Source organism: Luteibacter sp. P1_D3, from assembly GCF_056406135.1.
The window spans coordinates 132,117-145,954 of the sequence record NZ_JBFUAT010000006.1 but is presented as its reverse complement, the minus strand read 5'-3'; the positions used below and the strand labels follow the sequence as shown (position 1 = coordinate 145,954).

Genomic DNA, 13,838 nt, shown 5'->3' with positions numbered 1-13,838 from the left:
GGTCAGAAGTTCGAGGAGTAGAGCATGGCGGCGATCTTCCAACCCTGGTCGGTACGGACCAGTTGCCAGGTTTCCGCGCCATGGTTGCCAACTTTGCCGTCCATCAGGAACTCGAAATCGAAGTAGACCGATGCGACCGAGCCGTCGGTGTCGATGCGTACGTTGTGGAAACGCTCCTCGACACTGCCCTTGGCCTTGCCGACGAAGTCGGTGAACTCCTGCCAGCTGCCCTGCTTGTACCGCGTCACCTCGGGGTGCTTCGCCTTGACGTTGGTGAAGGATGGCTCGCCGAGGGTCGTGATCCAGGCCTTGCTCTCGGGCAGGAATAACTCGCCAAGGGCCTTGGTGTCCTTCGCTTTCAGTGATGCCTGGAAGCTGTCGACCACCTGCTGGACCTGCGTCTTGGGCGACTCGCCGGCAACGCTGGGCGCGGCGACGGCGAGCAGGAGAACGGCAAACGGAAAGGTGATGCGCATAGCGTTGGCCTCGACGGAGTGGGTATTCGAAGAGGACCAACAATGACGCCCTGCCGCAAGGGAACCCGCGGCAGGGCGTTGCGTTACTGCGATGAGACGGTTACAGGCAGCCGAGGAGCCCTTCGTAGATCGTCTTACGGGTCATCGGAAGCTTCACTTCCAGCGGATCCTTCGCCGTCATAAGCGTTTCGTAGAACGACTCGACCGGCGTGTCCTTGGCGAGCGCCAGCTTGCACTTGAACAGCTTGGCGTTGACCTGCACGGCACCGGACTTGCCATTGACCTGCGTGAAGCTGCCGGCGAAGGTCCACAGGCACTGCTTCATCGTGCCCTTGGTGGAATCGACCGAACACGTCAGTTGCATCGGCCGCAGGTTGCCGTAGTCGCCTTCGCAGAAGGTGTCGCCACACACGTTGGCGAACGCACCCGAGAGGTGCTCTTCGAGCTTCTGGAAGCGCTCGAGACCGGCTTCGGATGCCGGCCAGTCGATCGCGTCGACGTAGCGTGCGGGAACGGGAGCCGGGGCCGGTTTCGGTGGGGTATCCGCCTGGGCCATGACAACGGCGGGAACGAACAGCAGGGCGGCGGCGAGGGTGTTTCGAAGCATCGTGGTGTCTCCTTGGTTGGGGAGCACACATGACACCGTACCCGCGCATGGGCGTCTGTCCATCGACGCCCATGCCTGTTCGTAGTCTTACAACCAGCGTCCGTAGCGGCGGATGTAGATCGTCTTCATCAGCTGGGTCAGCACGCAATAGCTCACCAGGGTGACGGCCAGCCAGGCGAAGTAGATGCCCGGCAGCGGCACCATGCCGATCCGCGCACCGAGACCCGAGTAGGGAATCAGCATGCCGATGACCATGATCGCACCGGTCAGGGCCAGCACCGGCGCGGAGGCCACGCTCTGCAGGAACGGCACGCGCCGTGTACGGATCATGTGCAYCACGAGGGTCTGCGAGAGCAGGCCTTCGATGAACCAGCCCGACTGGAACAGCGACTGGTGGGCGACGTCGTGGGCACCGAAGTAATGCCACATCAGCCAGAACGTGGTGACGTCGAACACCGAGCTGACCGGCCCGATCCAGACCATGAAGCGACCGATATCGCCGGCATCCCACTTGCGTGGATGACGCAGGTATTCCTCGTCCATGCGATCGAAGGGAATCGATAGCTGGGACAGGTCGTACAGCAGGTTCTGCACGAGGATCTGCAGCGGCAGCATCGGCAGGAACGGCAGGAACGCACTCGCGATCAGCACGCTGAACACGTTGCCGAAGTTCGAGCTGGCCGTCATCTTGATGTACTTCATGATGTTGCCGAAAGTGACGCGACCTTCGATCACGCCCTCCTCCAGCACCATCAGGTTCTTCTCGAGCAGGATGATGTCCGCCGATTCCTTGGCGATATCCGTCGCCGTGTCGACCGAGATGCCGACATCCGCTTCGCGCAGTGCCGGCGCATCGTTGATGCCGTCACCCAGGAAACCGACGGTGTGACCGCGCCGCTGCAGCGCTTTGACTACGCGCGCCTTCTGCACGGGCGACATCTTGGCGAACACCGTGGTCTTCTCGACCATCGCGTCGAGCGCATCGTCATCCAGCTGTTCGATATCGCGCCCGAGAGCGGATGCCGTGACGTCGAGACCGACTTCGGTACAGATCTTGCGCGTCACCGCTTCGTTGTCACCGGTGATGACCTTCACCGCGACGCCGTGATGGTTCAGCGCACGAATCGCTGTCGCCGCCGAATCCTTCGGCGGATCGAGGAAGGCCAGGCAGCCGACCGCGGTCAAACCCGATTCGTCGGCCACGCCATAAGCCCGCTCACCCGCCGGATCACGGCGAATGGCGACGATGAGCACGCGCAGACCATCCTCGTTGAGCTCGCGCGTCATCGCGCGGATCTCGGCACGCTTCTCCGAGGTCATCGGCTCGACCACGTCGCCGATACGCGCCTCGCTGCAGATCTGCAGCATCTCCTCGACGGCACCCTTGCAGACGAGAAGCTGCTCGCCCCGCCCGTCGGAAACCACGACCGACATGCGCCGGCGCTGGAAGTCGAACGGGATCTCGTCAACCACATGGAAACGGGACGCGATCGGCTCGAGGTCGCGATGCGTGAGCACCGCCTTGTCCATGAGGTTGCGCAGGCCGGTCTGGAAACGGCTGTTGAGGTAGCCGTATGCCAGGGCGTCGTCGGAGTCGTCACCGTTGAGGTCCACGTGGCGCTCGAGCACGATCTTGTCCAGCGTCAGCGTGCCGGTCTTGTCCGTGCAGAGCACGTCCATTGCGCCGAAGTTCTGGATCGCGTTGAGGCGCTTGACCACCACCTTGCGCTTCGACATGGCGATGGCGCCCTTGCCGAGGTTGGCGGTGACGATCAGCGGCAGCATTTCCGGCGTCAGGCCGACCGCGACCGAGAGGCCGAACATGAAGGCCTCGAGCCAGTCGTGCTTGTCGAAACCGTTGATCAGGAAGACCACCGGGACCATCACCGCCATGAAGCGGATCAGCAGCCAGCTCACCGAGGAAATGCCGCGATCGAAACTGGTCTGCACGCGCTCGCCGGACAGCGTGTGCGCGAGCGAGCCGAGGTAAGTGCGTGCGCCGGTGGCAAGCACCACGGCGGTCGCCGTGCCGGAGACAACGTTGGTGCCCATGTAGCAGACCGTGGGCAGGTCCAGCGGACCATCGGCGGTGCCCGCGCCGGTGGTCGCGTTCGGTGCGGCCTTCTCCACCGGCAGCGATTCGCCGGTGAGGATGGCCTGGCTGATGAACAGGTCCTTGGCGGCCAGCAGTCGCAGGTCGGCCGGCACCATGTCGCCGGCGCCGAGGTGGACGATGTCGCCCACCACTAGTTCCTCGACTGGCACTTCGATGCGCTCGGCGTGACCGTCCTCGGCACGGCGGGTCACCGTGGACGTGTTGCGGACCATCGCCTTCAGCTTCTCGGCGGCTCGCGAGGAGCGGAACTCCTGGGAGAACGAGAGGAGCACGCTGATGCCGACCATCACCGCGATGATCACCGGGCCGGTGAGATCATCCGGCGCGGTGACGAGCTGAACCACCGCAAGCACGAGCAAAACGATGATGAAGGGGTTGCGGAAGGCGTGCAGCAGCTGGATCGACCAGTGCGGCGGCTTCTCGTGGCCGACTTCGTTGATGCCGTCGCGGTCCAGCCTCTCGGCGATGGCGGCCTCGTCCAGACCGTCGGTGCGGGCGTCCAGCGAGCGCAGCAGTTCATCGGCCGGACGGTAGGCGTCGGCACTGGCGTTGGTGAAGGCTTTAGCGGCGACGGCCGCCTGCGAGATGTGCTTCTTCATGGCTCACTGCCTTTCCGGACGACCTCTCCGGACGGGCGCGAGCGGCTCTCAGCTGGCAGCTGAAGGCGTGCGCGCCGGCGCGGAGCCGACGTTCGGTTTCCGGGTAATCGTGACGGCGGACGGCGAAAGCCGCGCCGTAGAGTCTATGTCGCTGTTCATGCCTGCGGCAGTTTGCCGTCAGCCCGTTTCAAATTGCTTTCAGCGGTGTCGAGCGAGCGCGGAACGGTGATCGTGCGCTTGGCCGGGGAGGCCTCGTTGGCACGACGACGGGCAAGAGCGAATGCGAGACGGCGGCCGAACATGCGCGGACCGGTCTTTTCGAGCTGGATGTACATGGCTCAATCCTCGAAATAACGGAAGCTCGCGAGCTTCCGACGAGGAGAGCCGGACTTTCCCTAGCGGAGGAAAGCGCCGACAGACCGGGTGCGGTCGCCGCGGGCGATGAGTTTTGCCAGCGCCGGGCTCCGATGCGAGCGGAAGCCGGCGCGTCGACTAGGGTAGACGTCCATAAGCCTGGATAAGCTAAGAAGGGTGCCACCGCACGATAAGAGCGGAGCGGTAGCCCGGGAATTGTCGCGCCGCAGCGAGGATCGGTCAAGCACCAAGAGCGATCTTGCGAGCTCTCCGCAGGAGCCGATTCATCGGCGATAGCCAGATTGCCGCAAGCCCCATCGCCGATGAATCGGCTCCTGCCGAAGCATCAGGGGACCTCGGCGGTGGGGCGGCCATCCGTGATCCCTGCCTCGTACTCCCGGGCCTCCCCCATCAGCCAGTCACGGAACCGGGTCACGCCGCTATGCGATTCGGACCGCTTCGGGTAGACGACGTAATAGGCCTCCGCCACCCGCAGCCGCTCCTTGCAGAGCACCGTGAGCGCCCCGCACTCGATCAGCGAGCGGGCCATGACGAGGCGACCCAGGGCTACACCCATCCCTTCGAGTACGGCACGCTGGAGATGCTCCGTGTTGTCGAAGCGGGCGACGTAGCGCGAAGGCAAGGGCATGCCGAACGCCTCGGCCCAGTCGTTCCAGCGGCCCGAGGGGTCGCCGAGCAGCGGCCAGCCTTCCAGCGACGTCGTTGGCAGCCCACCCATCTTGCGAACCAGCGACGGGCTGGCAATCGGCACGATGTACTCGGCGAACAATTTGTCCGCCTTGGTTCGCGGCCATGAGCCCAACCCATAGCGGAAGGCGACGTCGATGGTCGGCTCGCGATCGAAATCCACGACCGACACGGACGAAGACAGGCTGAGCTCCAGTTCCGGATGCGCACCCACCAGCCTGGGAAGCCGTGGGACCAGCCAACTCGACGCGACCGAGGGAAGGACACTGAGGGTGACCGTGTCCTGGTGACGACTCGCATAGCGACTCAGGGCGTGCTCGATGCCGTCGAAATGATGGCCGATCGCATCGAGCAGATTGTTGCCATCGGCAGTGAGCGTGACGCCGCGCGGCCCGCGATCGAACAACGAGCGATCGAGGCGCTCCTCGAGATGGCGGATCTGGTGGCTGAGGGCGCTCACCGTGAGGTTGAGCTGCTCGGCGGCGAGCGACAGCTTGCCGGTCCGGGCGACCAGGACGAACCCCTGAAGCTGACCGAGCGGCAAGCGAGGCATGTGAAAAATCCTCAAGTCCAGGTTGCAAACATATCGCTTTTTGGCGGGCTGCGGAACGGGCACCCTTAACTCCACCGATAGTCGCAAGGGGTTGCGACTTCACCCGCAAGGAGTACGTCATGGCTTCGATCTTCACCGGCCTCGCTTTCATGCACGGCCATATCGTCGACCGCGAACTCATTTTCCGCCTCGGCCGCGAAGAACTCACCGCCGATGGTGGCGCGGGCTCGAAGCAGGCAGCGCCAACGTCCCGCACAGCCGAGCGCAAGGCATCACTAGAGGTTCCTGCCCGCCCCGCTTGCGCTACCTGCTGAGCGATCCGCCGACCGATACATCGCCTGAACCTTGCGTCCGCCAAAATAGGGGTTTCCGCCTATTCCGGAGAGACGCATGACGCTTCGCCCCCTTGGCCGTTCATCCCTGCAGGTCGCCCCACTCGCCTTCGGCGGTAATGTCTTCGGATGGAGCGCGGATGAGTCCCGCTCGTTCGAACTCCTCGACGCCTTCGTCGATCACGGCTTCAACCTGATCGATACCGCGGATGTGTACGAGGCCTGGGTGCCCGGCAACGAAGGTGGCGAGTCCGAGACAATCATCGGCAACTGGCTCAAGAGAAGCGGCAAGCGCGACCGCGTCGTCATCGCCACCAAGGTTGGCAAGTGGGCGCGCTATCCCGGGCTGTCACCGACCAACATCAAGGAGGCGGTGGAGGATTCGCTGCGTCGCCTGAAGACCGACTACATCGACCTTTACCAGTCGCACGAGGACGATGCAAAAGTGCCGCTGGAAGAGACGTTGCGCGCGTTCGATGACCTGGTGAAGGCCGGCAAGGTGCGCGCGATCGGTGCTTCGAACTACAGCGCCAACCGGCTGGCCGACGCCGTCGCCACGAGCGCGTCGAAGTCACTCGCGCGTTACGAGTCCCTGCAGCCCGAGTACAACCTGATGGACCGCGCTGGCTTCGAAGAAGGCTTGCAGCCGCTGTGCGTGAAGGAAGATATCGGAGTGATCAGCTATTACTCACTGGCCAGTGGCTTCCTCAGTGGCAAGTACCGTAGCGAAGCCGACCTGCAGAAGAGCAAGGTACGCGGTGGCGCCGTGAAGAAATATCTCGACGCTCGGGGTCTGCGCGTGCTGGCTGCCCTGGACGCGATCGCGGCCTCGCATGCGGCGACACCGGCCCAGGTGGCACTGGCATGGGTGATCGCGCAGCCGGGGATTTCCGCCGCCATCGCCAGCGCGACGACCGTGGAGCAGCTGGCCGACCTGGCGAAGTCCGCGACACTCGCACTGACTGGCGACGAACTCGATTCGCTGCGCCATGCGAGCCATACCCCCTAGAGGCCGTCACTGACGACGCGAGGAGATTGATGACTCCCTCACTAGGCATCCGCCGACATCCCGAGGCGGCTGCCGGGAGGCAGGATAGCTGTCGCCAGCGCTAGCTGGCGCTCTATTCTCAAGGAGACTCATATGTCCAGGAACGGACACCGCATGCTGCTCGCAGCCCTCGCCTGCATCAGCGCGTCGCCCGGCAGGGCCGCCACCGTCGTCGATGAGGCGCCCGCCTCGCTAAACGCGCTGACGACCACCGACGTGCGTTGCCATTTCACGCTCGGGTCGGACCCGATGAACGTGAAGACCGATTTCGTCGACGCGGGAATACGACTGAAGGGATACTGGCACTCCGCGAGCATCCTCAAGTCACGCAGCATGTTCTTCACTCGCGCGTCGCCGACCGAGCTCCACGACGCCTGCGTCGCCAGGATCGCCAGGATCGCCGCGGCCAACCAGTTGGCGTTGATCAGCGCGACCAGCGGCGGCGTGAGCAACAACTACGACATCTGGCATAACGGCGATCTGGCGAAAGGCAGGCCCATCGAGCGCATCGTGTCGTTCGGGGACAGCCTGAGCGACTCCCGGAACATGTATAACGAGTCCCAATGGCTCCTGCCTTACCGGGCCTCGTGGTACGTGGGCCGTTTCAGCAACGGCCCCATCTGGGTTGAGCACCTCGCCATGCGCACGGGACTCACGCTGAATAACTGGGCGGTCGGTGGCGCACAGACGAAAGACGCTCAGGTCGGATTGATCCAGGGCGTCGGAAAACAGATCGACAGCTTCTTCGAGTACGCGTCGAAAGCGGCCGACTACGAGCCGGCACGCACCCTGTTCACCTTCCTGATCGGCGGCAACGATTTCGTCAACGACACCCAGGCCGCGAGGCAAGTGGTCAGCGACCAGGAAAAACTGCTCGACAAGCTTGTTGCCGGTGGCGCACGCCGGATTCTCATCGTGAACCTGCCGGACCTGACCCTCGCCCCGGCGTTCACCATGCCGGGTGGGCGCACCGATGAAGGCACGGTGCTGGGAAAAGTCGAGTACTACAACGCGCGGATTCGCGATGTGGCCGCCCGGATCGTCGCACGCACCGAGGGTGTGGAGATCCACATCGTGGATGCGCGCAAACGTTTCGACGAGCTTATCGCCAGCCCGGCGACATCCGGCTTCACGAACGCGAGAGAATCGTGCCTTAAGATCGATTCGCCCAACTCGCTCACCTATCTCAAAACGCAGATACCGAGAGCCGCCTGCACCGATCCGTCAGCGTATGTGTTCTGGGATAGCCTGCACCCCACCACGCGTGTGCATGAGCTGATGGCCCAGTGGGCGATCGAAGCAATGCCTGCAAGCTGGGGCCTGCGGGGAGAGTAAAAACAGACCCTGCGGGCGCCGCTTAGGCGGCGTCCCGCGGGGATGCTGCTCAACGCGAGGCGAGCAGGGTCGCGATCGCCTTGTTGAACGCGGCGCTGGGACGCATCGCTGCGCTGACCAGGGCCATGTCCGGGTGGTAGTAACCCTTGATCTCGACCGGCTTGCCCTGCGCACCGTTCAGCTCACCGATGATGGTCGCCTCGTTGTCGGCCAATTCCTTCGCCACGGCCGTGAACCGGGCTTTCAGGTCCGCATCGTCGTTCTGCGCAGCAAGTGCTTCGGCCCAGTACATGGCCAGGTAGAAGTGGCTGCCACGGTTGTCGATCTCGCCGACCTTACGCGCCGGGGACTTGTTGCTGTCGAGGAAACGGCCGTTGGCCACGTCGAGCGTCTTCGCAAGCACGCGGGCGTGCTTGTTGTCGTAGCGCTCGCCGAGGTGTTCGAGCGACGCGGCGAGCGCGAGGAACTCGCCGAGCGAATCCCAACGCAGGTAATCCTCTTCGACGAACTGCTGGACGTGCTTCGGCGCCGAACCACCGGCACCGGTTTCGAACAGGCCACCACCGGCCATCAACGGCACGATGGAAAGCATCTTCGCCGAGGTGCCAAGCTCCATGATCGGGAACAGGTCAGTCAGGTAATCACGCAGCACGTTGCCGGTGACCGAGATGGTGTCCTCGCCCTTGCGGATACGCTCCAGCGACAGCTTCGTCGCCGCCACCGGATCAAGGATGCGGATGTCCAGACCACTGGCGTCGTGATCCTTGAGGTAGCGTTCAACCTTGGCGATCACCTGCGCATCGTGGGCGCGATGCTTGTCCAGCCAGAACACGGCCGGCGTCGCCGAGAGGCGAGCACGCTGTACGGCAAGCTTCACCCAATCCTGGATCGGTGCGTCCTTCGTCTGGCACATGCGCCAGATGTCACCCGTCTCGACGGCGTGTTCGAAGACGACGCTGCCGTCATCGGCGATGACGCGAACCTTGCCGTCTGCTGACATCTGGAAGGTCTTGTCGTGCGAACCGTATTCCTCGGCCTTCTGCGCCATCAGGCCGACGTTGGGCACGCTGCCCATGGTCGCCGGGTCGAACGCGCCATGCGCGATGCAGTCCTCGATCACCGCCTGGTACACGCCCGCGTACGAGCGATCCGGGATGACGGCCTTGGCATCCTGCAGCTTGCCTTCGCCATTCCACATACCACCGGAGTCACGGATCATCGCCGGCATGGACGCATCGACGATCACGTCGCTGGGTACGTGCAGGTTTGTGATGCCCTTGTCGGAGTTGACCATGGCCAACGCCGGGCGGTGCGCGTACTCGGCCTTCAGGTCGGCTTCAATCGCCGAGCGCGTGGCGGCGTCGAGCTTGTCGAGACGCGCATACAGGTCGCCGATGCCGTTATTGGCGTCGAAACCGACCTGCTTGAGCGCGTCGGCGTGCTTGCCCAGCACGTCCTTATAGAATTCGCGCACGACGATGCCGAACATGATCGGGTCGGAGACCTTCATCATGGTGGCCTTCAGATGCAGCGAGAAGAGCACGCCCTTGGCCTGTGCATCGGCGATCTGCGCATCGATGAAGCTGGCGAGGGCCTTCTTGCTCATCACCGCGGCGTCGACGATCTCGCCCGCCTTGACCGCGACCTTGTCCTTCAACACCTTCACGCCGCCATCGGCGGCGGTGAATTCGATGCGCAGGCTACCCGCCTTTTCCAGCGTGGCCGACTTCTCGCTGCCGTAGAAATCGCCGCCGTCCATGTGCGAGACATGCGACTTTGACTCGCTCGACCACTTGCCCATGCGGTGCGGGTGCTTGCGTGCGAAGTTCTTCACCGAAAGCGGCGCGCGACGGTCGGAATTGCCTTCGCGCAGCACGGGGTTCACGGCGCTACCCATGGCCTTGCCATAGCGAGCGTTCGTGTCCTTCTGCTCGTCGGTGGAGGGGGCGTCGACGTAATCGGGCAGCTTGTAACCCTGCGACTGGAGTTCGCGGATCGCGGCCTTCATCTGCGGCACGGAGGCGCTGATGTTGGGCAGCTTGATGATGTTGGCGTCCGGCGTGGTCGCCAGGGCGCCGAGCTCGGCCAGGTGATCGCCGATCTTCTGGGCGTCGGTGAGGTAATCCGGAAACTGCGAGAGGATGCGGCCGGCGAGCGAGATATCGCGCGTTTCGACAGCGACGCCGGCGGTGCCGGCGAAGGCCTCGATGATCGGCAGGAACGACGCCGTGGCGAGGAACGGCGCTTCGTCGGTGAGGGTGTAGATGATCTTGGGCGAGCTGGACATGATTCGGCGAGCCTTATGCTTGAGTGGGCCAGGTCATGGGGCCGCCGGCGCAAGCCTCAAGGGCGCACCGGCGAGCGGGAAACCGGACCATTGTGGCGCGGATGGCGGCAGGCGGGAAAGCCGCTACGCAGCATGGCAGTTATGCCTGGCAGGTACGGATCGCACCCGCCCGACGCGACACCCCGCTTGGTAGGAGCCGATTCATCGGCGATCCCGCGGCAGCGGGCCGGGGTGCGGCGAGCACCCATCGCCGATAAATCGGCTCCTACCGGGCGCTCAGTCGCAGGAGGCGTGCTTCGCGGCGGCGGGCCTTGCGGGCCTTCCAGCGCTCCGACAGGCAGGCGAAGATGACGTACAGCGCCGGGGTCGACAGCAGGGTCAGGCTCTGCGAAATGATCAGGCCGCCGATCATCGCGATACCCAGCGGGCGACGCAGCTCGGAGCCTTCGCCCAGGCCGATGGCCAGCGGCAGTGCGGCGAGGATCGCGACCATGGTGGTCATCATGATCGGGCGGAAACGGACCAGGCAGGCTTCGCGGATCGCCTCCCTCGAGTTCAGGTGATGCTCGCGCTCAGCGACGAGGGCGAAGTCGATCATCATGATCGCGTTCTTCTTCACGATGCCGATGAGCAGGACCAGCGCGATCATCGCCACCACCGATAGCTCGGTATCGGTGATCACCAACGCCGCCAGCGCGCCGACGCCGGCCGCCGGCAGCGTGGACAGAATCGTCACCGGATGGATCAGGCTCTCGTAGAGCATGCCCATCAGCAGGTAGACGACGATGATGGCCGCAAGGATCAGCAGCGGCATGTCGCTCTGCGACTGCTGGAAGCGCCTGAAGTCGCTGCCTGCATCGAGACGGATGTCGCCCGGCATGCGCATGCCATTGATCGTCTTCTGGATGATCTCCATCGCCTCGCCCATGCTCACGCCGGGCGCCAGGTTGAAGCTCACGCCCATGCTCGTGTACTGGTCCTCGTGCACGATCTGGGTCGGTGCGAGGCCCGGCACCTGCTTGGTCACCGCAGTCATGGGCACCATGGCACCGGAGTCCGCCTTTACGTAGATCTGGTTCAACGACTCCGGCGTGGCCGCCATCTGCGGCAACGCGTTGACGATGACGCGGTACTGGTTGATGTCCGAGTAGATCGTCGACACCGCGCGCTGGCCGAAGGCGTTGTACAGCGCGCCGTCGATGTTGCCGATGGAGACGCCGAGGCGCCCCGCCGTGTCACGATCGATCACGATGTTCTGGCGCAGGCCGGCGGCATCGATATCGCTGCCGACGTCCTTGAGCATCTTGTTCTTCTTCAGCGCGTCGACCAGCTTCGGCAGCCACTCCTGCAATTCGGCGACATCGTTACCCTTGAGCGATACCGAATACTGGCCACCCTGAGAGGTGCCACCACCACCGCCCGTGGGGAGGTCCTGGATCGGGCGCAGCCGCAGGTTGAGGTCGGGGTATTTGTTGGCCTTCGCCGAAATGCGATCGAGCGCATCGAAGGTGGTGTCTTCACGGCCATCCGCGACGGTCTTCAGCTCGATATTGAACGAGCCGGTCGAACCGGTACGACTCGTACCGAGACGGGAGCCGACCGACTTCACGTCCGGATCGGCAAGCAACATCTCGGTGAGACGTGCCTGGCGCGACTTCATTTCGCCGAACGACACGGTGGAACTTGCCGTAGCGCGCGCGGCCATCAGGCCGGTGTCCTGCGGCGGGAAGAAACCGCCCTTGACCATACCGGCCAGCACGAAGGTGATGCCGACAAGCACCAGCGGCGTGAGCGCCATCAGCAACGCATGGCGCAGCGACCAGTCCAGCGCGCGACGATAGACACCGATCAGTCGCTCCTGCCCGCGCTCCAGCGCGCGACCCAGCCTCGACTCGGGCTTGTCGTTCTTGTGTGCCGTGAGGAAATGGCCGCAGAGCGACGGCGTCAGCGTGAGCGACACCAGGGCCGAAACGACGATCGCAGCGACCAGGGTGACCGTGAATTCCTTGAAGAACATGCCGGTGATGCCGCCGGCAAACAACAGGGGGATGAATACCGCGATCAGCGAGGCGGTGATCGACACGATGGTGAAGCCGATCTCGCGCGCGCCGAGCAAGGCGGCCTCGAATCGGGAAAGGCCTTCGTCCATGTGCCGGATGACGTTCTCGATGACCACGATCGCATCGTCGACGACGAAACCGATCGCGATCACCAGCGCCAGCAGGGTCAGGTTGTTCAATGTATAGCCGAAGCAATACATGGCCACGAACGCGCCTGCCAGCGACAGGGGCACGGCAAGGCCAGCGATGACGGTGGGCGCGAGGCGGCGCAGGAACAGCGCCATCGTCATGATCACCATGCCGAGGCTGATCAGCAGGGTCGCCTGCACCTCGTGCAGTGAAGCGCGGATGGTCGGCGTGCCATCGAAGAACGAGTGCAGTTTGACGCCGGCCGGCAACCAGGCCTGCATGGTCGGGATCTGCGCCTTGATGCGGTCGACGGTCTCGATGACGTTCGCATCCGACTTGCGATACACGTACATCAGGATCCCGGGCTTACCGTTGAACCATGCGGCCTGGTAGGCGTCCTGCTGACCGTCGTACACATGCGCGATGTCGGACAGGCGGATCGGCACGCTGTTCTTGACCGCGATCACCAGCTTGCCGAAATCATCGGCCGTATGCAGGGAGTCCGTCGCGGTCACGGCGATGTTGCTGTAACCGTCGGTGAGGAAGCCTTGTGGCGAGGTGACGTTGGCGGCGGTGAGCGCGTTACGCAGCTGGTCCGGCGACAGGCCCATGGCGTTGAGCGCGCGCAGGTTCACGTCCACGCGAATGGCCGGCGTGGCGCTTCCGGCGATGTCCACCGAGGCGATGCCCTCCTGCTGGCGAAGGCGCTGCGCGAGGATCGAGTCGGCCACGTTGTACAACTCGGTCGGCGCGACCGTGTCCGAGGTCAGCGCCAGCACGATCACCGGATCGTCGTTAGGGTTGGCCTTCTGGTACGAGGGCGCATTGAGCAAGCCCGCGGGAAGGTCCGGCTGGGCCGCGTTGATCGCCGACTGCACGTCGCGCGCGGCGGCGTCGATGTTGGTCCCGTTCTGGAAGAACAGCAGCACGAAGGTACTGCCCTCGGAACTGTTCGAACGCATCGACTCCACGCCCGGCACCTGACCCAGGTGGCGCTCCAGGGGTGCGGCGACGGTGGAGGCCATGGTGCTCGCATCGGCGCCGGACTGCTGTGCCTGGACGAAGATCGCGGGGAACTGGATGTTCGGCAGCGCGGCGACGCCGAGCAGGGAGTAACAGATCATGCCGACGACAAAAAGCCCGATGGCGAGCAACGTCGTGCCGATGGGTCGGCGGATGAACGGGCCGGAAATATTCATGCAGTGGGACGGCTTTTCTCGTGCTGGATCGCGTC

Annotated in this window: 10 protein-coding genes; 3 read left to right on the top strand and 7 right to left on the bottom strand. The window is 64.1% G+C overall.

The window, feature by feature from the left end:
* Positions 1–2 precede the first annotated feature (2 nt).
* The 5 genes from AC1DYM_RS06445 to AC1DYM_RS06425 form a co-directional block, all read right to left on the bottom strand.
* Positions 3–476 (bottom strand): nuclear transport factor 2 family protein, encoded by a 474-nt coding sequence (locus tag AC1DYM_RS06445; RefSeq protein WP_477337079.1) that lies wholly within the window; start codon positions 474–476, stop codon positions 3–5.
* A gap of 100 nt (positions 477–576) precedes the next feature.
* The gene (locus AC1DYM_RS06440) at positions 577–1,083 is read right to left on the bottom strand and encodes a hypothetical protein (protein ID WP_477337077.1); all 507 of its coding nucleotides are present in this window, start codon (positions 1,081–1,083) and stop codon (positions 577–579) included.
* A gap of 87 nt (positions 1,084–1,170) precedes the next feature.
* Positions 1,171–3,798 (bottom strand): magnesium-translocating P-type ATPase, encoded by a 2,628-nt coding sequence (gene mgtA / locus AC1DYM_RS06435; protein ID WP_477337075.1) that lies wholly within the window; start codon positions 3,796–3,798, stop codon positions 1,171–1,173.
* A gap of 155 nt (positions 3,799–3,953) precedes the next feature.
* Entirely contained in the window at positions 3,954–4,133 is a 180-nt protein-coding gene (locus AC1DYM_RS06430) for a hypothetical protein (protein ID WP_046968214.1), read from the bottom strand.
* A gap of 365 nt (positions 4,134–4,498) precedes the next feature.
* Complete coding sequence (locus AC1DYM_RS06425) at positions 4,499–5,413, bottom strand: LysR substrate-binding domain-containing protein (RefSeq protein WP_477337072.1); 915 nt, start codon at positions 5,411–5,413, stop codon at positions 4,499–4,501.
* A gap of 119 nt (positions 5,414–5,532) precedes the next feature.
* Here AC1DYM_RS06425 and AC1DYM_RS06420 point away from each other — a divergent pair, with 119 nt between their 5' ends.
* From AC1DYM_RS06420 to AC1DYM_RS06410, 3 genes are all read left to right on the top strand, one after another.
* Positions 5,533–5,727, top strand: coding sequence for a hypothetical protein (locus AC1DYM_RS06420; protein ID WP_477337070.1), 195 nt, complete (start codon positions 5,533–5,535; stop codon positions 5,725–5,727).
* A 76-nt stretch (positions 5,728–5,803) separates the two neighbouring features.
* Complete coding sequence (locus tag AC1DYM_RS06415; RefSeq protein WP_477337068.1) at positions 5,804–6,754, top strand: aldo/keto reductase; 951 nt, start codon at positions 5,804–5,806, stop codon at positions 6,752–6,754.
* A gap of 132 nt (positions 6,755–6,886) precedes the next feature.
* A complete protein-coding gene (locus tag AC1DYM_RS06410) occupies positions 6,887–8,128 on the top strand; it encodes an SGNH/GDSL hydrolase family protein (protein ID WP_477337066.1) in 1,242 nt (413 codons plus the stop codon).
* Positions 8,129–8,177: 49 nt separating this feature from the next.
* On the opposite strand, the gene AC1DYM_RS06405 is transcribed toward AC1DYM_RS06410, so the two are convergent.
* Positions 8,178–10,415, bottom strand: coding sequence for an NADP-dependent isocitrate dehydrogenase (locus tag AC1DYM_RS06405; RefSeq protein ID WP_477337064.1), 2,238 nt, complete (start codon positions 10,413–10,415; stop codon positions 8,178–8,180).
* 265 nt (positions 10,416–10,680) lie between these two features.
* Complete coding sequence (locus AC1DYM_RS06400; RefSeq protein ID WP_477337062.1) at positions 10,681–13,803, bottom strand: efflux RND transporter permease subunit; 3,123 nt, start codon at positions 13,801–13,803, stop codon at positions 10,681–10,683.
* Positions 13,804–13,838: the final 35 nt, after the last annotated feature.

Excerpts from the sequence above, each read along its gene's own strand:
- AC1DYM_RS06445 (WP_477337079.1), bottom strand. The coding sequence starts at position 476 with ATGCGCATCACCTTTCCGTTTGCCGTTCTCCTGCTCGCCGTCGCCGCG.
- AC1DYM_RS06440 (WP_477337077.1), bottom strand. The coding sequence starts at position 1,083 with ATGCTTCGAAACACCCTCGCCGCCGCCCTGCTGTTCGTTCCCGCCGTT.
- AC1DYM_RS06430 (WP_046968214.1), bottom strand. The coding sequence starts at position 4,133 with ATGTACATCCAGCTCGAAAAGACCGGTCCGCGCATGTTCGGCCGCCGT.
- AC1DYM_RS06425 (WP_477337072.1), bottom strand. The coding sequence starts at position 5,413 with ATGCCTCGCTTGCCGCTCGGTCAGCTTCAGGGGTTCGTCCTGGTCGCC.
- AC1DYM_RS06420 (WP_477337070.1), top strand. The coding sequence starts at position 5,533 with ATGGCTTCGATCTTCACCGGCCTCGCTTTCATGCACGGCCATATCGTC.
- AC1DYM_RS06415 (WP_477337068.1), top strand. The coding sequence starts at position 5,804 with ATGACGCTTCGCCCCCTTGGCCGTTCATCCCTGCAGGTCGCCCCACTC.
- AC1DYM_RS06410 (WP_477337066.1), top strand. The coding sequence starts at position 6,887 with ATGTCCAGGAACGGACACCGCATGCTGCTCGCAGCCCTCGCCTGCATC.
- AC1DYM_RS06405 (WP_477337064.1), bottom strand. The coding sequence starts at position 10,415 with ATGTCCAGCTCGCCCAAGATCATCTACACCCTCACCGACGAAGCGCCG.
- AC1DYM_RS06400 (WP_477337062.1), bottom strand. The coding sequence starts at position 13,803 with ATGAATATTTCCGGCCCGTTCATCCGCCGACCCATCGGCACGACGTTG.